At 39.9% G+C, this 20,817-nt stretch carries 16 protein-coding genes, 1 tRNA gene and 1 other annotated feature; of the genes, 3 read left to right on the top strand and 14 right to left on the bottom strand.

The window, feature by feature from the left end; all coding sequences use genetic code 11:
- Positions 1 to 14 precede the first annotated feature (14 nt).
- From IGI42_RS01020 to lepB, 10 genes are all read right to left on the bottom strand, one after another.
- Positions 15 to 1,004 (bottom strand): TDT family transporter, encoded by a 990-nt coding sequence (locus IGI42_RS01020; RefSeq protein ID WP_438713698.1) that lies wholly within the window; start codon positions 1,002 to 1,004, stop codon positions 15 to 17.
- A 2-nt stretch (positions 1,005 to 1,006) separates the two neighbouring features.
- A complete protein-coding gene (locus tag IGI42_RS01015) occupies positions 1,007 to 2,239 on the bottom strand; it encodes an NAD(P)/FAD-dependent oxidoreductase (RefSeq protein ID WP_438713696.1) in 1,233 nt (410 codons plus the stop codon).
- Positions 2,236 to 2,682, bottom strand: a complete 447-nt coding sequence (locus IGI42_RS01010; RefSeq protein ID WP_438713694.1) for a 4Fe-4S dicluster domain-containing protein — start codon at positions 2,680 to 2,682, stop codon at positions 2,236 to 2,238. The genes IGI42_RS01015 and IGI42_RS01010 overlap by 4 nt, the downstream gene beginning before the upstream one ends.
- Positions 2,683 to 2,684: 2 nt before the next feature.
- On the bottom strand, positions 2,685 to 4,766 hold the full coding sequence (locus IGI42_RS01005) for a molybdopterin oxidoreductase family protein (protein WP_438713692.1): 2,082 nt from the start codon (positions 4,764 to 4,766) through the stop codon (positions 2,685 to 2,687).
- 284 nt (positions 4,767 to 5,050) lie between these two features.
- Entirely contained in the window at positions 5,051 to 7,471 is a 2,421-nt protein-coding gene (pheT, locus tag IGI42_RS01000; protein WP_438713690.1) for a phenylalanine--tRNA ligase subunit beta, read from the bottom strand.
- A 6-nt stretch (positions 7,472 to 7,477) separates the two neighbouring features.
- Positions 7,478 to 8,521, bottom strand: coding sequence for a phenylalanine--tRNA ligase subunit alpha (gene pheS, locus IGI42_RS00995; protein WP_438713688.1), 1,044 nt, complete (start codon positions 8,519 to 8,521; stop codon positions 7,478 to 7,480).
- Between the two features lie 40 nt (positions 8,522 to 8,561).
- Positions 8,562 to 8,762 (bottom strand) — a binding site (T-box leader).
- Between the two features lie 45 nt (positions 8,763 to 8,807).
- A complete protein-coding gene (locus IGI42_RS00990) occupies positions 8,808 to 9,152 on the bottom strand; it encodes a winged helix-turn-helix transcriptional regulator (protein ID WP_438713686.1) in 345 nt (114 codons plus the stop codon).
- A gap of 66 nt (positions 9,153 to 9,218) precedes the next feature.
- Entirely contained in the window at positions 9,219 to 12,914 is a 3,696-nt protein-coding gene (gene addA / locus IGI42_RS00985) for a helicase-exonuclease AddAB subunit AddA (RefSeq protein WP_438713684.1), read from the bottom strand.
- Positions 12,904 to 16,374 (bottom strand): PD-(D/E)XK nuclease family protein, encoded by a 3,471-nt coding sequence (locus tag IGI42_RS00980; RefSeq protein ID WP_438713682.1) that lies wholly within the window; start codon positions 16,372 to 16,374, stop codon positions 12,904 to 12,906. Before IGI42_RS00980 ends, addA begins: the two co-directional genes overlap by 11 nt.
- Positions 16,375 to 16,521: 147 nt before the next feature.
- A complete protein-coding gene (gene lepB / locus IGI42_RS00975) occupies positions 16,522 to 17,064 on the bottom strand; it encodes a signal peptidase I (RefSeq protein WP_438713680.1) in 543 nt (180 codons plus the stop codon).
- Between the two features lie 177 nt (positions 17,065 to 17,241).
- Between lepB and IGI42_RS00970 the strand changes: the two genes are divergently transcribed.
- Positions 17,242 to 17,838 carry a nitroreductase family protein gene (locus IGI42_RS00970; protein ID WP_438713679.1) on the top strand — a complete coding sequence of 199 codons (597 nt, stop codon included), beginning with the start codon at positions 17,242 to 17,244 and terminating at the stop codon, positions 17,836 to 17,838.
- A gap of 469 nt (positions 17,839 to 18,307) precedes the next feature.
- Here the strand turns inward: IGI42_RS00970 and IGI42_RS00965 are convergent.
- The 3 genes from IGI42_RS00965 to IGI42_RS00955 form a co-directional block, all read right to left on the bottom strand.
- Positions 18,308 to 18,380: transfer RNA gene (locus tag IGI42_RS00965), tRNA-Gln, on the bottom strand.
- A 48-nt stretch (positions 18,381 to 18,428) separates the two neighbouring features.
- Positions 18,429 to 18,827 (bottom strand): hypothetical protein, encoded by a 399-nt coding sequence (locus tag IGI42_RS00960; RefSeq protein WP_438713677.1) that lies wholly within the window; start codon positions 18,825 to 18,827, stop codon positions 18,429 to 18,431.
- 25 nt (positions 18,828 to 18,852) lie between these two features.
- On the bottom strand, positions 18,853 to 19,383 hold the full coding sequence (locus tag IGI42_RS00955) for an HdeD family acid-resistance protein (RefSeq protein WP_438713675.1): 531 nt from the start codon (positions 19,381 to 19,383) through the stop codon (positions 18,853 to 18,855).
- A 162-nt stretch (positions 19,384 to 19,545) separates the two neighbouring features.
- Between IGI42_RS00955 and IGI42_RS00950 the strand changes: the two genes are divergently transcribed.
- Together IGI42_RS00950 and IGI42_RS00945 are read left to right on the top strand one after the other, a co-directional pair.
- Positions 19,546 to 19,749: a hypothetical protein gene (locus IGI42_RS00950; protein ID WP_438713673.1), complete on the top strand. Its 204-nt coding sequence runs from the start codon at positions 19,546 to 19,548 to the stop codon at positions 19,747 to 19,749.
- 19 nt (positions 19,750 to 19,768) lie between these two features.
- Positions 19,769 to 20,239: a hypothetical protein gene (locus tag IGI42_RS00945; RefSeq protein ID WP_438716987.1), complete on the top strand. Its 471-nt coding sequence runs from the start codon at positions 19,769 to 19,771 to the stop codon at positions 20,237 to 20,239.
- 40 nt (positions 20,240 to 20,279) lie between these two features.
- Here the strand turns inward: IGI42_RS00945 and IGI42_RS00940 are convergent, their stop codons facing one another.
- Complete coding sequence (locus IGI42_RS00940; RefSeq protein WP_438713671.1) at positions 20,280 to 20,708, bottom strand: universal stress protein; 429 nt, start codon at positions 20,706 to 20,708, stop codon at positions 20,280 to 20,282.
- Between the last annotated feature and the right edge of the window lie 109 nt (positions 20,709 to 20,817).

The raw sequence follows: 20,817 nt of genomic DNA, 5'->3' as shown, positions 1-20,817 counted from the left end.
AATCCCTCCAACAATTAATTACTTGATGATTTCAGCTGTTCGGTTTCTGAACTTTCTTTGGCTGTATCTACTACTTTTTTAGCAAAAATATGCAGAAAATTATAAGCCACATACCCAATAACCAACGTTATACAGTACATCATTATGCCGAATAATTGAGTTAGAACATTCCCCGAAATGAGATGTTCCGTGTTCACTAGAAAACGCCCCATGGTCAACGTCGCTACTAAGCAAATAGCCAATGGGAAGGTGAGTGAAGCAAATGATGGGTTAAAGGGTCTGCGTAAAAAATACGGCATTTTTGCAACAATATAAATGAAAGTAATTAAGATAACGAGATACAAGAAATTTGCCACTAACGGATTAGGACTAGAACTGACATTTAAATAGCTGACTAAGCACAAACTTGGAGGGGCTAGAAAGATCACTTGCATCAATTCCGTATCCTGCGTTAAATTCAAACGATAAATTCGAACAATCATTAAGGGAAACAATAAAAAGGTCGCAATAAACCCATAAATCAATAAACCTTGGATAACAAGCGGATGTCCGATTTTAGAACCTACAACAACAGGTACTAGGATTCCAACGTAAGTAACGAACCAACTAGGAATAAACATCGTTTTGTCTAAGTTTTTAATGACATTTCGATAGGTAAAAAACAAAATATGACCGACATGCAAGATTACGCTAATATACCAAAGTAAAGTACCCAGTATAGGGATAAACGCATAGATGTAACTACTTAGAATTGCCGTCAGCATGAAAAACGTCGCATACAAACTACAAGGGACCAACTGTAGATATTCTTGAGAAAATATCGGGAAATGGAAGATGATTTTAGATAAAGCCAAAAACCAGATCACCAGTCCAAAAAGCATTGTCAGATGACGTACTCCTGCAAAATCAATCGCTCCATAGGCATTGGACAAGGTACATAACCCCACTGTAGTAGCAATTAAACCAACTGGCAGCTTATCTGCTGCTTGAATCAATCTTTTCATACTTAACCTCCACAGAAATCAAATTCTAAGTTTTTCGTCAAATCAAAAAAGTCGGAATAATTAATGGAGAATAATGATTCTCCTGACTTGGCAACAGGTATCCCTTCCTTAACTAATTGAGTTAAAATACCCGCATAAGCCAAATCTCCTTGAATAATGGCTCCATAGATCACACCATCTTTATGGATCACTTTTTTGTATTGTCCTTTTTCTTCCATAATCTCCACTTGATAGCTGTCGTCTTCAGGATAAGGTTTTCCTAAAGAAAGAGTGTGGATGTTTAAAAAGGTCATTGTTGATTTTGAAGCAAAAAAGTCGGTTAACTCACGCGTTTCACCAGTCATATTCGTTGCTGCAATAATTCCTTCCTTAACGGCAGCCGGCCAAATAGGATTGCGGCCAGAGACGTCTCCCGCACCATAAACGTTCGGAATATTGGTTTCACCTAATGGGTTAAAAATCATCCCAAAGCGATCAGTTTCAATCGGTGAGCCTTCTAAGAATTTCACATTCGAACGAACACCTGTAGCAACAATCAGAAAATCGCATGGAATTTGACTGCCGTTTGACAAGTTTAAGGCTTGAACTGCACCATTTTTATCCATGATTACTTCTTGGACTGCCGTATCATAATATTGAGTGACACCAGCTTGGCTAAAGGCCTCTTGATAGGTCTGTGCTGCACGCTTATCTAATTGAATCGGTAATAAACGGTCCCCAAATTCTACTAGGGTTAGATTTTTACCGTAATGAAGTAATCCTTCAACTGCATCGATACCAACTAAGCCTGCACCCATTACTACAATATTATTGGCTTTATATCCCTTCTCACGGATCGCAACAGCGTCTTCTAAATTGCGCAAACCTACCACATTTTTGGCTTCCTTTAAGTTGGTTACCGGCGGGAAGAAAGTGGAAGCACCTGTTGCTAGTAAGACTTTGTCATAAGAGACTGTTTCTTGATTCGATAAACATAGCTTTTGGTTCACCGTATCAATGCCGATGACTTCAACCCCTTTAATCCAATCAATGTTATATTTTTCAATAAAACCATCTTCAACGAATTCTAATTCTTTTACATTTCTAGAACCTTCAATATAGTGATGCAGAATACAGCGAGAGTAGATCGCTTCATCTTTTGAAATTAGCGTGATTTTAGCCTCGCCATCAATCTTACGTAATGTACGCACGCCATTAATTCCGGCTGCGGATGCACCAACAACTACATAGTTCATACCTTTGCCTCCTCTTTTGCTAGCGAGGACATGGGATCCGCCTCTTCTAAAGTAATAGCTTGCATCGGACATTTCGCCACACATTGGGGTGTCTTTTCTTCACTATTCAAACACATATCACACTTCATAATCACTTTATGCTGCATTCGATCTGCTTTTAAAACACCGTACGGACAAGCCATGATACACATAAAGCAACTCGCACAACGTTTTTCGTCATATAAGACATAGCCAGTTTCTGGATCTTTAGACATGGCGCCAGTCATGCAAGTAAATGTACATTCTGGCAAGTCACAGTGGCGACAAAAAATGGGAGAATTGACTCCTTCACTGCTAACTACGACTCGATTGCGAGGATCTTCTCCGTCATGGGCTACTGAGCACGCCGTCACACAAGTCAGACAGCTGATACATTTGCTGCGATCAATATTGATACGTTTCATCGTTATTTTCCTCTCTTAGAAATACGTACTGGTGTTGATTTATAGGAAGGTTCTTTTGAATAACTGTCATAGATCGACGGCGTTAAAAAATTAACTTCCACATAATGCATGGGTGCATATACTTCATCATAGGAGACAAAAGGAGAAATCTTAATCTCAAGCTGCTTTGTCATGCCATTAATAGAAGTGACATCGACTAACTCTTTATTTTTAACCTTCAATTCCTTAGCATTTTCAGGATGAACCATAATATAAGCATTTCTTTCTACCGCATCATATACTTCAGGAATCTCCCGTGTTCTAGATTGTGTATGCCATTGCCCGACTGTTCCCCGTCCAGTATTTAATAACAGCGGAAATTCACTAGATAACGCCAGAGGATTTTCTCTCGGGGTTTCAAAAATAAACTGCGCTTTTTTTGAAGGCGTGTAGTATAAATGATCCTCGAAAAGGCGACGTTCATCTTCTTTTAGCGTATCGGTTGCACTAAATGGCCATTGGATTCCTTTTGAGCCTGTTAGCCCATCGTATTCTACTCCTGTAATATCACAAGGCATTTTTTCAGTGCATTTTTTCATCAGCTCAAAGGCAGCTTTGGGTGTTTCCCAGCCATTAAGTAGTTCACCCATACCTAGCGCTTTGCCCATTTGATACATGACTTCATAATCAGTCATTTCGTTAGGCTCTTTTTCAAGGGCTGGACGCATAGCCGAAAGACGACGTTCCGTATTAATAACGGTTCCTTCTTTCTTCGTTCCGGCAACCACAGGGAAAAAGACATCACAATTGCTTGACGTACCTGTATCATCGTAAAGATCTTGGACAATCAACAGATCTAGCTTCTCCATAGCGGTCTTAAAGGTTTCACTGTTGGTCCAAGAATGATAAGGGTTAGTAGCAACTACCCATAAAGCTTTGATCTCGCCACTGTTAATCTTTTCAATAATTACATTGTAAGGCAGTGTAGGTTTCGTTGGCAGCCACTCTTCCTCGATCTTCAAAGCTTCTGATACCGCCTTACGACGTAGTGGATTATCGTAATCACCTCCACCATATAATCCTGTTGTATTACTAAACAAACGTGAGCCCATGGCATTGCATTGACCCGTTAAGGAGTTCGCTCCAGTTCCAGGTCGCCCGATATTTCCAGTCATTAAGGCTAAGTTAATAATTGACTGCGCTGTACGTACTGCTTCGTAACTTTGATTGACGCCCATCGTCCACCAGAAGGACACTTTTTCACCGTCATGAATCAGTTGCGCAAGTTCGAGGATTGCTTCTTGGGACAACCCGGTTTCTTCAGCCCGTTCTAATGGATAATCTTTTAGAAATTGTGCGAACGTCTCAAAGCCTTCTGTGTAATTATCAATATAGCTTTGGTCGATCCAGCCTTTTTCCATCAACAAATTGGCCAAAATATAGAAAAGAGTTAAATCCGCTTTGGCTTTTAGTTGATAATGTTTATCCGCTTGTTTTGCCGTTTCAGAGAATCTAGGATCGATAACGACCACTTTCTTATTCGGTAATTGATTTTTTCTAATTCTTCCCCAGAAGACTGGGTGAGCAACTACCGGATTGGCGCCTATCAGAATGATCGTATCAGACTGCTCTACGTCCTTTAAAGTATAGGGCGGCGCATCAAATCCAAAGCTCTGCTTGTGAGCAACTACACTTGTAGCCATACACAAACGAGTATTGCCATCGACGTTCCCTTTAAGATAAGTACGCATGATATGTCCAAATAAAGCCATATCTTCCAACATTAATTGACCGGTACTAATACCTGCTACGCTTTCAGGACCATGTTTAGCAATAATTTCTTTAAGCTTTTCAGCTGTTTGGTCAAAAGCCTGCGCCCATTTCACATGGCTGAAACTTCCATCTGCGTTTTTTACGCGTGGCAAACTTACTGGTTTGAACTGTTGTTGCTGGCGATGCAACATCAGACCCTTAATACAAGAAAATCCTTGATTTACTGGATAGTCTTTGGTGGGTAAGATTTTTGTGATCTGATTGTCTTCAACATAGAAATCCAGATTACAAGCTAAGGCACAGTAATTGCAGGTTGATTGCACTTTCTTCATTTTATTCCTCTTTTCTTTTTTAAATAACTAGTGATCTTTTTCACTTTCACTGCTATTTTACTATGAATACTCAGAAAAAAATGCAGGGGAATTCCCTATATTTTCACCACTAGCATCTTTTATGTACTTATCTGAAAAATACTATTAAATTCACATGCTTCGTTTTTGAATTCCTAAATAATGAGCTGATTGGAACTATCCCCGCTAAAGAACCGAGTTTAAAACGTTGAACGAATAACGCAAAAAAGGAGTGGATTTCTCCACTCCTCCAAAATTCAAGTTTTTTAACGAATAACTGCTGCTACTTCGCTTTCCAAACTCTTAGTTATTTTATTCATCCACTGATTAATTTCTTCATCCGTCAGGGTTGCTTCTGGGTTGACGAAGGTTAAACTGTAAGCCATTGACTTCATGCCTTTTTCGATCGATTCTCCTTGGTAAACGTCAAATACATGAACATCCGCTAAAAAACGACTGGCTGAATGACGAATTATTTCGCTAATTTTAGCATTAGATACTGTTTCTTCGACTAATAAGGCAATATCCCTGCTAACTGCTGGATATTTTGAAACTGGTACATAAACAAGCGGTTCTTTTTCCGTAGTTAACAACGCATCTAAGTTTAGTTCAGCCACAAATGCCTGCTTCAATTCATAAGCTTGAGCAATTTTCGGATGAACCTGTCCGACGAAACCAACTAGCTGATCGTTTAAATAAATCGTTGCTGTTTGACCAGGATGCATTTCAGAAAATTCTGAGCTAGTTTGGTAGCTAATTTTTTCACTTAATCCCAATCCATCAATTAATTCCTCAACAATACCTTTAGCTGTATAGAAATCAACTTTCTCAGCTTTTTCAGCCCAAGTTTTGTCCGTACGATTCCCTGTTAAGGCAATTGCTACATGTTTTTCTTCAAGTGGCAAGTCTTTTTTCGGATCATTGTCTTGATAGAATACGCGCCCAATTTCATACAATGAGACATCTGCATTTTTACGAGCAACATTGTAAGCTAAATCTTCCAATAAGCCGCTAATTAGGTTCAAGCGTAAGACTGAACGATCCTCACTCATTGGCCAATCCAAACGAGTAAATTTACTTTCTCGCATAGTGAATTGTCCGGCTTTTTCTTCGGTAGTCAACGCATAGCTGATCGCTTCGTGTAAACCGCTAGCTTCTAATAAAGAACGGACTTTACGAGTGTTTTTTTGAACATCCGTTAATCCACCAGCAACAGTTTGGCCGCTTGGAAGCGTTGAAGGGATGTTATTGTAACCGTAAATCCGAGCAATTTCTTCCATCAAGTCCGCTTCGATCGTAATATCCCAACGACGAGGTGGAACACTTACTGTATAGTTTCCGTCCGCTTCTTGATACTCAAAATCCAACGCTTCAAACACCGCATTGACCGCTTCAATCGTCAAATCAGTTCCTAAGAAATAATTTACGTTCTTCAAGTTGGTAGTGACTTCAACATTTTCTGGGTTGACTTCATTACCCAAGACACCACCTTGCAACACTTCGCCGCCAGCTAAGTCAGCGATCATGGCTGCCGCAACATCTCCAGCTAAGCTGATCGTTGCTTGATTAATGCCTTTTTCAAAACGTGCCGAAGATTCGCTGCGCAGATTGTAAGCTTGAGAAGTCCGGCGAATTGACACACTGTCGAACATCGCAGATTCTAAAGCTACGGTTGTAGTTGTATCAACGATTTCTGAATCAAGTCCACCCATTACACCAGCAAGGGCGACTGGAATTTCCCCATTGGTAATCACGATATTTTCAGGGTTAAGCGTACGTTCAACACCATCTAAAGTAGTCAAAATTTCTTGATCCTTAGCACGGCGAACTAAGATTTCTTGACTGCCTAGTTTGTCATAGTCAAAGGCATGCAACGGTTGTCCAAATAATAATAAGATGTAGTTAGTCACGTCTACTACATTGCTAATCGGACGGATTCCTTCATTCATTAAACGATTTTGCAACCACTGAGGACTTGGACCGATTTTGACGTTTTTGATGATGCGAATCTCATAATGAGGGGCATCGTTTTTATCAGCAACGGATACGTTGATTTTATCCGCCGCTTTTTCATCAATCTCTTCTAGAGCAACTTCTGGAAATACAGCCTTTTTATCGTAAATTGCTGCGGTTTCGTAGGCAACGCCCCGCATACTTAATGCGTCTGCTCGGTTAGGAGTTACCGATAGGTCCAAGATCGCATCGTCCATATCTAAGTATGAGAAAACGGGTTCACCTGGAACAGCGTTATCTGGCAAGAAGTAAATACCATCCGCAAATTCTTTAGGAATCACAGAATCACTATAGCCTAGTTCTTGTAACGAACAGATCATTCCGTTAGAAACTTGTCCCCGCATTTTGCCTTTTTTGATTTTAACGTTGCCGGCAATTCGTGAATTAGGTAAAGCCACAATTACTTTAATTCCTGCTTTTACGTTAGGCGCACCACAAACAATTTGTGATAGTTCTTCTTCACCAACATCGACTTGGCAAATGGACAAATGGTCAGAGTCCGGATGTGGGATACATTCCTTAACATCACCAACGACAATTTTCTTCAGACCTTCTTCAGGCACCTCAACACCCTCAACCTCAATTCCGGTTAAAGACAAACGGTCAGCCAATTCCTGCGGTGTGATTCCTTTTAAATCCACATATTCATTTAGCCATTTATATGAAACAAACATAATTGGTTATTCCCCCTTGAACTGTTCTAAGAAACGAACATCATTTAAATAGAAGTTACGAATATCGTTCACTCCGTAACGAAGCATAGAAACACGATCTGGTCCAATCCCAAAAGCGAAACCAGAGTAAACTTCTGGATCAATGCCGGACATAGATAGAACATCTGGATGAACCATACCAGCTCCTAGTATTTCAATCCAACCGGTATACTTGCAGACGTTACAGCCTTTGCCGCCGCATTTGAAGCAACTAACATCTACTTCAACGGATGGTTCAGTAAAAGGAAAATAGCTTGGACGCAAACGAATGCTGCGGTCTGCCCCAAAAATTTCTTTAATGAAGTGCTCTAACGTGCCTTTCAAATCAGCCATTGTGATTCCCTTATCCACCACTAAACCTTCAATTTGATGGAATTGATGACTATGGGTGGCATCATCGGTATCACGACGGAATACTTTACCCGGTGAAATCATCCGCAAAGCGCCTTTAGAAAAGTCGTGACTTTCCATCGTGCGGGCTTGAACTGGTGAGGTATGCGTCCGAATTAAAATATCTTCGGAAATGTAGAAGGTATCCTGCATATCTCTAGCTGGGTGGTTTTTTGGCAAGTTCATACGTTCGAAATTGTAATGGTCGCTTTCCACTTCATAGCCTTCCACGACTTGATAGCCTAAACCAACAAATACGTCTTCGATTTCCTCCATCACTTGCGTAATTACATGACGTGTCCCTTGTGGCAATTGTTTGCCCGGCAAGGTAACATCGATTGTTTCTTCTGCTAACGCTTTTTCCAAAGCAATTTCCGTTAATTCAGCTTTTCGTACATCGATCGCTTCAGTTAATAAGTCACGAATTTCATTCGCAAACGATCCAACTTTTGGGCGTTCTTCTGCCGACAAGTCCCGCATACCCCGCAATACTTCTGTGATGGGTCCTTTTTTCCCTAACGTTTCTACCCGAATCTGTTCGACTGCTGGAAGATCTGCTGCGTCAGAAATCTTTGCCAAAGTCTGTGTCTTCAGTTCTTCTAATTGATCCTGTAAACTCATTTTTCTACTTCCTTTCCACAAAAAAAGACCTCTATTCCTATAAAGGAACGAGGTCTCGCGTTACCATCCTAATTCGCCAAATTTTTTTGGCGCACTCACATTTTTTAACGGCCTTAGCCGGTCATTACGACAAGCTCCGGAAGTGAACTTCATCCTTTTTTTCCTTAATCTGCTTCCAGTCTGTGGCAGATACTCCCTTGTAAGGCTCTAAAAGACTACTCTTTTCCATCAACGCTTTTTCTCTATTCAATTGACTATTTTATACTACAAGAAATTTGCTTTTTTTTCAACTACATTCTTGCTCAGTAATCCAGTTTTCGCCCCAAACATGCAATTCTTTCATTACATTGTCTAACGCTTTCCCTTTTTCAGTCAAACAGTAATCCAAACGCTTTTGTCCTTCACAGCCAGAAATGCGGGTAACCAGCGCTTCTTGCTCTAGTTCTCTTAAACGTTCTGCTAAAACACGGTCGCTGACATGAGGAATCTTTGCGGCCAAATCAACAAAACGTTGAGGGCCTTCTTCCAATAATACATCGATGATCAAGCCGTTCCATTTTTTCCCTAAAATCGCAAAGCCTTTTTCAAATTTTGGACAAAGAGAAAATTTAGTTTGTTGTATTTGTTCCATTTCACTCACCTCGTTACTGAGAGTATACCACATTACTTACAAAACATAAGTATAGTATGCTTTGGTTTATTCATTTTCTAATAGATCGATTATTTTTTCTCCTCTTAAGAAAACGATGTTCAACGAAGTGACCGGTTTATTTTTAGCTTTTTCGATCGCTTCTTTATAAAGAAGCAACTGCCCGCGATACCGATCGACTAATTCTTTTTCTCGTTGTATCGTATAATAATCGGTCTTGAAATCATATAAGACTAAATAATCGTCAAACTCAATATAACCATCGATGATTCCATGGATTAAAATATCGTCTTTCGCTTCATATTCCATAAACACTTCATCTGCCGGCAGCAGCATTGCAAAAGGTTCTTCCCGGTACACTTGGGAGGCGTGAGCTAAGACTAGCTGACCTAAGTCGCTAACAAAAAATGCCAATAAAGAGTCAATTGAGATTGCGTCTGCCAACTCTTGACTGAGGGTATCTCGTGCGACTAGCTCATCCATTAGCTGTTGAATACCTTGCTCCGTTGGCTCTTGATCTAAAGAGATCAACTGCATGATTAAATGTGTCGCCGTCCCGATCTCTGCGGCTGACAACTGACTTTTTGTTTCCAGAAACTTTGGTTGGTTCAAACCATCTTCCGTGAAACGATAGACGGCTTGTTGGGGGCCTTTTTCGTCGAAGTCCAAGGAAATGGCTTCTCGATTATCTGGATCGTCATACATTCGCTTTAACTCAGAAACCGATTGATAACTAGTTGTTTTAGTCGCTTCAGGAAACTCATAGTGGTATAGAAGACGTCGCTTGACTGACGAAATATCATCCGTTGTCTCTTTAACTTCTTCTTGGACTTTCTTGACTGGCGCATATTTAGCAATTTGATCGCCTAATGTATTTGGCAGAACAAAAGAAATTGAAAATTTTGCCGGTTGCTGAACTACTTCCGCTTGTGGCGCAATACTTCCTTCCAATTGGTAGTCCTGCATTTCAGGATGTCGGATCAATGTTTGTCCTACCCAATCGAAAAAAGTGCCTTTAGTGCGGGAAGATACTGGCAATACCAGCTCTGGATTGTTGGCGGTTGCTGACCATTTTTTTAACGCCTCCGCTTGATTGCTGTAAGAACCTATTAAAAACAGCTTCTGCTCTGCTCGAGTTAAAGCAACATACAGCTTACGCATCTCCTCAGAAAGCAGCTTGCGCATATTGACCTGTTGGACTGCATCAAAGGCTAAGGTAGTGAAACGGACCCTTGTTTCTGGTGTCAGGTATTTAACCCCTAAACCTAGTTTTTCATCAAACACATAATTACGACGGGTATCCGACAGGTTGAAAGCTTTACTCATATCCATCACAAAAACTACTGGAAATTCTAAGCCTTTGCTGGCATGGATAGTCATCACGCGAACGGCATTGGTGATTTCTTCACTTTGCGGCTCGGCTAAATCTTTGTCCTTCTCCTGCATCTTTTCAATGAATCGGATGAATTGATACAACCCTCTGAAACTGCTACGTTCATAATCCTTCGCTCGTTCGACTAAAGCTAAAAGATTTGCGTGGCGTTGTTGCCCAGCAGGCATTCCTAACACATAGTCAAGGTAAGCTGTCTCATCGTAAATTTTCGTAACTAAATCAGAAAGCGCTTCTTGCCGTGAATATTCCCGCCAATTAATAAGCAAGTGAGAGAAATTTTTCAACTTTTCACTTGTTTTATCGTCTTTTGTTGCCATGTACTGCTTCATCGCACGGTAAAATTCCTTTTTAGGCTGCAACAGGCGAACTTGCGCCAACTCCTCTTCTGTCAGTCCTACAATCGGCGAACGAAGTACCGCTGCTAATGGAATATCCTGATAAGGATTGTCAATGATTTGCAGCAAGGCAATCATTGCTCGTAACTCAGTCGATTGGAAATAATTTTGCGTATCGTTAATTGCTAACGGAATATCCAATTGTTTGAACACTTCCAAAATGGTTAAATTATTGCTTTTAGTTGGTGTCAAAAGAACAATGTCTTGATAGTCAACTGGACGCATCGCTTTTTGTTTCTTATCGTAAATTTTATATCCCTCATGAATCATCTCACGAATTTTTGCGGCAGTCATGATGATTTCTCCGGCTGCTTTGTCTTCAATCCACTCAGGGGTTTCCTCATCTTTTTCGTATACCAACAGTTCAGCTTTGAAGTTCTCTGATTTTGGAAAGGCGGTAAAGCCGTTGATCAACTCTGCTTCCTGATCGTAAGCAATTTGTCCGACCTCTTCGTCCATCAATTGTTTAAAGACCAGATTGGTGAAGTCCAAGACCTCTTTGCGCGAGCGGAAATTCTCCGCTAATATAATCCGACGACCGCCTTTGTTATCAGCAAAGGCATGATATTTCTGGATAAATAAGGTCGGATCGGCTAAGCGGAAACCATAAATGGATTGCTTCACATCTCCCACCATGAATAAATTGCCCTCACCCTCGATCTCAGAGGCCAACGAACGCAAAATCGTTTCCTGTAATTGATTAATATCCTGATATTCATCTACTAAGACTTCGCTGAAACGCGTGCGATAGTAATTTTGAGCTGGCTGTGTGCCATCTACTACTGTTTTTACTATTTGCAACGTGAAATGCTCTAAGTCGTTAAAATCTAGCAAACCTTTTTCCCGTTTCTTAGCAGAGTAGCGACTGATAAATAGTTTCTCCACCCGGACCAGCTCTTCTACTAGTGGAAGAGCTGCGTGCAATCGTTCGATATGTTCTTTCGGTGTTGCTGCAAAAAAGCCCGTCTTCATGCTAGTCAACAAATCCTTCGCAGTTTGACGTTTATCTTTCAAGCGATCAATCGTTTCACCGTACAGCTCCTTCACCTCTTTTTTGCGAGGGGTTGGGAAGGTTGGAAAACTAAAACTGTCCATCATTTGGTGAGCATCACTTAATTGATCTGCCTGAACTGCTTGAAGTAACGACAGCGTTGCCTGTTTTTCCTGCTGGGCTAGACTAAAAATTTTCTCTAAGTCTGGACTTCCTTCACTTAATTCCATCATTTCTTGATACAGGTCGCTAGCATCTTCTAGTGCTTGAATCAACTGCGGACGAAGACTTCCTTGATAGAGCGTACTTTCAGTCAGTTCATCGACACTATAATTTTCCAGTAACGAGTCCAGCCATTCGAAAGGCGCTGGATTCGCCCGGGCAAATTCGTACATTGATAGGATTAAGTCCTCCAGACCCTGATCACTGCGATCATTAGAGAAATTTTCGGTTAGGCGGTAGAAAATTTCTTCGTTTTGCTCATAACATTCTTCCCGGAGCTCATCCCAGACATCTTCTTTTAATAAAATCGTTTCAGTAGCATCCGTCAGCATCCGATAGCTTGGGTCCAAGTCAATCAAATAAAAGAAGCGCTGGATTACTTTAGAACAAAATGAGTGCAGGGTTGAAATATTTGCCATTGGCAGCAAAGTTAATTGCCGGGTAAAGTGATTTTTCAAGGCTTGATCGGTTTCTTCATTGATTGCCTCTTGTAAAGCTCCCTGAATTCGTTCCTTCATTTCGCTGGCAGCAGCTTCAGTGAAGGTAACCACCAAAAGCTGATCCACAGATAAACGTTGGCGTTTGATTTTTTCGATCACACGACGGACCAGTACGGCGGTTTTTCCTGATCCAGCCGAAGCAGAGACCAAAAGATTATCCCCTTGATCGTAAATTGCCTGCCACTGGTCATCTGTATACATTTCATTAGGGGCTTTTGGAGGGATCGTTGGTTTATTGGTCATGTAATTCTTCCTCCATTCGTTTCAATACTTCTTCCCGTGGAAGCTTCTCCAGACGATGATAATTGTTTTCTTTTAACATCACATCAAACTTGCAGACACTGCGGAAGGGACAATATTGGCAGGCTATGCGCTTCGTATCTTTGAATGCCGGATTAAGTTTTACCTCACCAGCTAAAATTTCATTGCCGGCCTCTTGAATTTTTTTACGATTATATTCACGCAATAACTCAATTTCAGCCTGATCATAAAACTTTTCCTTCGAAGGTCCCACGGGCATAATTTGACCTTTGGCATCCTTTCGTAAAGGGAACAGCAATGAATTTTCTTTTTCACTCAGACTGTGGTCCATTTCTTCAAATAATTCAGCATCTTTGGCAAATAACCCATCATATTTGTAGGCCTTTAAAGCTTGCCGCTCTATGTCTTTCGGATCGGTTAACACAGGGTTATGCACGTGTAAGTAATAAGCACCTGCAGGCTTAATTAGCTTATTACTAGTCAAACTAAAATCACTTACCGCCACATCTAAATAAGTAATCAACTGCATCGCAATTCCGTAATAGGCATCTACCACATTGAAGCTGCGATCACTGGACTTGTAATCTACTACACTAAGCCAGTTGGTGTTGTCGCCTTGAATTTGGTCTAAGCGGTCAATTTTCCCACGAACAGCTAACTCCCCACCGTTTTTTAATGGCAATTGTATCCCTGGAATCCCTTTCTCTCCAGCCAAGGAACCAAATAACACTTCTGTCCGTTCCGGCCGCAAGTTGGTTTTTAAGCTTTGCTGTACTAGGCCCCAGCTAACCTTTTGAATGGTTTGGGCTAGTTGATAGCGAATATAATTCATCCGAGCTGAGCTAGATAAAATAGCAAATTTTACTTCGCCAAAGATTTCTTTTAGCACTTGATCGGCTAATCTTGCTCGTTGCTCTTCCGTTAAGTCTATTAAACCGAGACCTTGTTGGTGAATCATGCGGAAAAAACGATCTAATGCTTCGTGATAAAAATCCCCAGCCGCAGCAGGCGTTAGGCCATACACTGTCCGTTCTTTCAAACCCAGACCAAACTGAGCAAAGTATTTATATTGGCAATTGTAGAAGTTCTCAATCCGTGAGACGGAGACATACAGATTCTTTCCGTACAGCTTCTCGGCTGTTTTGGGCTGTAAGGCTTGGGGTATATTGAGAGCTTCCAGACTAGAGAAAACTCGTTTGGTAAGTTCTGCTAACTCAGTTGTTTCGATGAAATGCATCAACTGTCGCCAACCAGACAGCATCGGTTTAGCTTGGTCTAATGACTGGCGGTTTAAATGAATCAAGTCAGACAGTAGCGTCCGTAAACTTCCGGTATAATTTTCCGGCAAAGTAGTTAAATTCAGACCAGCAAAGTTTTGAACAGGTATCCCCAAGCCTTCACTTAGCCGACGTAAAAATGGTGAAATCGACAGCTGCTTTTCCCCATCAATTGTAGTAGCGACCGTTAGATACAATTTTTCACTACCTGATAAAAAGACATGGTACGCTAAGAAGGGTTCGCGATTGACATTTGAACTATTATTTTCTGGTAAGAATTTCCCTTCTTCCAGTTCAGCATTAATGCCTTCTCGTTCTTCCGGTGACAACAAGCCACGATCATCAAAACGCGCTGGAAATTCTTGATCATTCAACCCGATAGCAAAAGTCACCCTCGCTTGATTCACACGAGCGAGCTCCAGATTATTTACCTTTACCTGATCAATAGCTGTTGGAATTTTTCCGTAGGTCAAATTGGCTAAGCCCGCTAAAAATATCTCCTGAAAATCTTCCCAAACAAACGAACTGTCACCATAAATCAATACATACTCATCCAGTAAATCCATCAAGGCTTGCCAAGTTTGTTCATGGTTACGCGCTTTTTCAAGATTTCCTTTCTCTACCTCTTGGTCTCGCCAAAAGAGGAGCTGTTGCTTAATTCCAACGTTCTCTATCAGTTGGTAAAATAGCCTTGCAGCTGCTAAGCCGTTCTCAGCTTTTTTAATCTTCGTAAAAAACTGGGGTAAGTATTTCTGTACCATCTGGCGAATTTCATTAGCGATGCTCTGTAATTCAGTCGCATCCTTGAAGCTCTCTTCTTCAAAATCATAATCGACAAAGACCCACTCTTCATCCTTCGTCCAAAAACTGCCTCGGAAATTGTAGGCTAAACAAACATTTTCTGTTTGATCGATTTTTTCTCTTAACTCGACTAAAGCTGGTTTACGCTCTTCTTCCCAAGAAAAAGGCACAAAGAGTTCAGTCCGCAACAAACGGAAAACATCAGTAATTCGGTAGTTGTATTTATCCACCAAAAACAAGGCTTGTAAAAATTCAACCAACGGATGACTAACCATTTTTTGGGTTTCATCCAAATAATAAGGAATCTCCAGTTGTTCAAACAAGGAGGGCAATACACTGCTATAGCAGTCAAAATTGCGAATTAAGACTTGGATATCTTTATACCGATAGCCTTCTTCTGCAACTAAGCGTCGAATTTCGTTTCCAATATGGCGTACCTCATCGGCAGCACTCAACTGTTGCCAAATTGCGATCGCTGAATTCCCATCAAGCTTCGGCACCTTCTTTCCTTGCCAAAACTGACTCAAGTGATTCAATGGGGTGTTCTGTGACTCAGCTTTGAGATCATGAAGAACTGGCAATTGCTGCTGATCAGCTAATTGCTTCAATTGAAAATAAGATTTACCAGTATCAGCAAACAGATTCAAAGGATGCGGTTCTTCATTAGGATAACGCTGATCCAGCTCTAATGAGACCAATAAATTCCCGCAGTTCATTAAAGTCGAAAGAATATTTAACTCGCGGGCATTGAAGCGGCTAAAGCCAGTCACTATGAATAAACTGTTTTTAATCGTTTGGTCCTGCAATAACTGTTGCAATAGTAAAAGCGGATCTTCATTTTTTACTTGCTGCTTCAATAGAGCTGCTTCATATTCTTGATAAATCAAACGCAGATCTGCTAACTTTAATTTTTCATCCTGATTGCCTGTTATCTGCGCTAGATCCGCTACCGACACATTCCCAATTTGCATCTCTTGATAAAATTGAACCAGTTGTTGAATAAAGCCCGTTTTGTTGGTTTCACCGCGAAAAATCACTAATTTCTCCCGCTGTTCTTGTAAGACCTTGCGTAAAATCATGGCATTTCCAGAATCAGATAATACATTGCCAGGAATTTTCCCTTGTTTTTGTAAGAAATACCAAGCCAGACGCTCAAAACTGAAGACCTGTGCTCGAATCGAGCTGTATTCTTTGCCACTTTTCATCGTTTCCAGCAGCTGAATCTCTTGCTCGAATTTATTATAGTTAGGCACGATGAAAAAGACGCGGTTTTCTTGGTCAGCTGCTAACCATTGCTTCGCCGTATCTACCATTTTTTCACGTGCATTATTTTGCCCTGTCCCTAATAAAAATTGTAAAGACATGTTTATCCCTCATTTCTTCAATGAATGATCTTGGTTTATTATAACAAAAAAAGACCAGAAAGACTTTGCAGAGCAATATTCCTTCAACAGTATTTTAATGATGAACCGCTCACTTTATTTTCCGAAAAAAAAAAGACTAGCAAATAGCTAGTCAATCGTTCCAATTCGATTAATTGGCCAAAAAACAAATTTCACGTCAGCCATTACGTCACTTTCATTGATCATCCCAATAATTCGACTATCTTTAGAAATACGGCGATTATCACCTAATACAAAGAGCTGTCCGTCAGGAACCTTTTCCACGTCGAATAGCTGTTGCAAAGTGAAATCACCAGTTAATGGTTGCCCATCAGTTAATTCATCCTTGTACTCATCCAAGTAAGGCTCATTTACTTGTTCACCATTAATGTAAAGTTGATCCTCTCGATATTCTACCGTATCACCAGGTAAACCAATTACTCGTTTAATATAGTTTTTCCCAGGATCATCCGGCGCAGGAAAAGTGATAATATCAAACCGTTTCACATTCGTATTTTTTAAAGCAATTACGCGCTCGCCGTCTATTAATGTAGGGTCCATTGAGTCACCTTTAACTACAACGGGTGTAAAGACGAATTGGCGAAGGGCGAACAAAATTGCCGCCAGTATGACAAAATAAAGGATAGTTTTTACGAATTCTTTTGCTTTCATTGCGTTCCTCCAAGCATTTCATAGATCAAGTTTACCATAGTCTTTAAAAATTGTGATCTTTTAACTCTGCTTTTAAAAAAAATTACTTTTTTCTTTCTGAGCATATTCCTTTCCTTACTTTTTGTAAGATGTTATAGTTCTTCTTGTAACCAACATAGAAAAAAGGTGGAATTATTTATGAGTACATTTTTAGAATCATTGAAAAATCGTCGTTCATTTTATGCATTAGGACGCAACGTAAACTTATCAGAAGATGAAATTGCTGGTGTTGTTAAAGAAGCGGTTAAACAAAGTCCCACAGCCTTCAATGCCCAATCGCCAAGAGCAGTTATCTTATTTGGGGCAGCTCACGAAAAATTATGGAGTATTGTTGAAGAAGCACTAAAACCTTTGACTCCTCCTGAAGCTTTTCCAAATACGCAAAAGAAATTAGAAGGATTCAAAAATGGCTTCGGTACTGTTTTATTCTTTAAAGAAACCGATACAGTGAAGCACTTGCAAGAAGAATTTGCTTTATATGCTGATAACTTCCCTGTCTGGGCAGAACAATCAAACGGTATCGCTACAGCAAATACTTGGACAGCACTAGAAGAAGCTGGCCTTGGTGCAAACCTGCAACATTACAATCCAGTTATTGACGAAGCAGTTGCTAAAGAATGGGCGATTCCAGCTAACTGGGAATTACGTTCTCAACTAGTCTTTGGATCAAAAGAAGGCGACCCTGGCGAAAAAGAATATCTAGCAGACGATGTTCGTTTCCGTGTATTCCGTTAATTATAATAGAAGAAACGCGATTCACCTTTCAAAAGCTGACTTTATGGTTATGTTTTTGAAAGGTTTTTTGTTACAAAAAATAGACTCTTGCAACAAATTACAGCGCAGCGCATTGTCACTTCAAGAAGTTAAAAAATCTTTTTCCTGAATTTGAATGGTAAGTAGATTTTTCTAATATCCTCTTATTAATTTAAAATTTGATACCGATAGATTAAGTTTGTGATGCTCGAAATCGTTCAGCACATTTGTAAAAAAATCGTACCTTCAGGAATATAAAAAAGCCCTACTATATTTAGTAAGGACTTTCCAGACGAGATAAATGACAGAACTGATACGAACTTCACCGATTTATTTGAACCCCGGAGTTAGTTAAGACTGAAAAAAGTGCTTTTAGCTATCAATACTTTCTAGATTAAAATAGAACGAATTACAGCATAAAGAAAAGCTTAATACAAAGTAACTATTGCTATTGGGATAACAGGGTTCGAACCTGTAATTGCTTGATTCAGAGTCAAGTGCCTTACCAATTTGGCTATATCCCAGTGAGAACAAAAGAAAGTATAACGCTGTTTCTTTTATTCTTCAAGCAATTAGTCTTTTCCGCTGCTTTGCTTTAACGCAGCCAATACAAGGTCCCCATCAGCAAAGCCGATATTGAGGATCACTGACTCTTTGTCAAATTCCAGTGTCAAATAAATACCGTTCACTTTCTTTTTTCCGGTGATCGATTTGCATTGATAAAGATTGTATTGGTAATTATCCTTGCGACTGACAGCATAAAGAATATTGCCCGATATGCCGTATGCTGTCAATCCTTCGTGACTTTTGAAGCTCTTATACTGATGAAATCCTATAAAAGAGAAACTAAAATTTACCTTAGGATAAGCTTTTAGAAACTGTTCAAACAGCGCTAGTCCCTTTTGTTCTTTCGTGTTGTAATTAATCTGATACTTTTTGCTAAATTGATAAAGATCTGTTGCTGTGTTCATACTTCAAACTCCTAACAAAGTCAGTTTATTTTCTACTTAGTAAACGGGCGTCACGTATTTCAGCGATACTCATGGTAATCAACAAGAACCCAAAAAATCGAAATAACAGCATCAAGCTATTAAATGGATTAAATAGTAGTAAAATACCAGCTAAGATCATGACTCCGCTGTAAACGAGTCCGCCAGTCACTGAAAATCCTCTTTTGCGAGCATCCCAATTTTGCATAAATTTTCCAATACCAAAGATTAGGACAATAAAACCTAAAAACATCGGCAAAATACTGACGATTCCACGAGCGAAGAAAAGAATCACAAAAGCGACAACTAGCATAACAATACCACCCGAAAAACTAGGTCCCCAGCCACCCATTTGCTGGCGATTCCGGAAACCGCTTATCAGCTGCAACACACCTAAAGCAGCTACATAGAAAAAGATAATGTACACGATGGCATCAAAAACTACTCGAGGTGAGATTAAGATTGCTATACCTAATAACAGATAAATTATCCCCCTAAAATAGCTAAAACGCTTCATTGAATCCAAGAAAGTGCTCATAAAAATTCCTCCTTCTTAATTATTTTACCGAATATTAACAAATTTTACGAATTTTTCTGATAGTTGATGATTGTAAACTTTTACATAGTTGGGTATAATTGCCTTTAACATTGATCCAAAAGCTAGACCCACAAAATATTGTCGATACTGGAGGGCTTGTGTATGAAAGAAGAAGAGATTGAATTAGGTAAGGTTTATCGTTGTCACCCAATTGGATTTGAAGCAGCTGTCGAAGGTGAAGTTGTTTCTAAAATGGCTAACTGCGCAGTAATTCGAATCAACGCTTGTGAACAGGTTGATGAAGAATTACGTGAAGATAAATCTAATATGGTAGTAGCGAAATATTCCAGCTTTACCGCTGTATAGAAGGCTGATTTTATTGAATATGTTCACTATTTTACTAGGTGCTTTTACCCTAGTGTTGTTTATTTATTTACTATTGATACGTCGATCGGTGATTATTCCCACACGGGTCAATAAGAACCGCTATTGGTTTTATCCTTTACTTGCCTTATTTATTAGTCTGTCTGGCTTCGCAAGTTTTACAGATCTCAATGGGCGATTACAAACTATTTTTGCAGCCTTAGTTGTCTTAAGTTTCCTGATGGACAAAAAAGGATTAGCTGAAAGCAACATTGTAGTGTACAGTTTAGACAATCGTGGTGTTCCCTATTCATCCATCGAAAAAATAGTACTACAAGTAGAAGACAAGCAGACCATTAAGATGAACTATTTCCGAAACGGTCGCAGAGGGCCCATCCTGTCCTTTGATCGCTCGCTAGAAGAATTATCTATTTTTTTCACTACTCACCTTGAAGATGGCAGTAAATTAGAGATTATCATAAAAGAAGATTGACTGTGTCAATCTTCTTTTTATTGTATTTCTCGACAATTCCCTATTTCACTACCATTACATTACAATTGGCATGATTTACTACGTAAGAGGTCGTTGATCCAATAATTGCCTGCTCAATTGCCCCAACACCAGTAGATCCGATCATAATTAAATCGACCTCCTGCTCTTTAGCAACCTCGATTATTTTTCTTTTCGGACTTCCAGAGATGATCATCGTTTCGTAACGTATTGGTAGCTCTTCAGTACTACTGATTAATGTATCAATCTCAATTTCAGCATTATTCATGTGGAATTTCAACGCATCGTTGATAAAAGCTGGATCACCAACAGAGTATTTATAATCTACTACTGATAAAATCATCAATGATCCGTCATTACGTCTGGCAACCTCAATCGCTTCTTCAAAAGCTTTTTTCGCCGGATCCGATCCATCTACGGCTACCAGAATTTTTTTATATGCTTCTTTCATCGTCTATTCCCCCTTTTCTTTATTATAAAACAGCTGTTCACAAAATAGAAATTATTTCTGCCTTTTCTGATCATCAAACAGGAAAGGACTTGTAAAGCGGAGACTTTTT

It is taken from the genome of Enterococcus sp. AZ109, from assembly GCF_051714625.1.
Classification (GTDB): domain Bacteria; phylum Bacillota; class Bacilli; order Lactobacillales; family Enterococcaceae; genus Enterococcus_A.
Note: the sequence above shows the minus strand (reverse complement) of the source record. Positions and strands in the feature narration are given on the sequence as shown.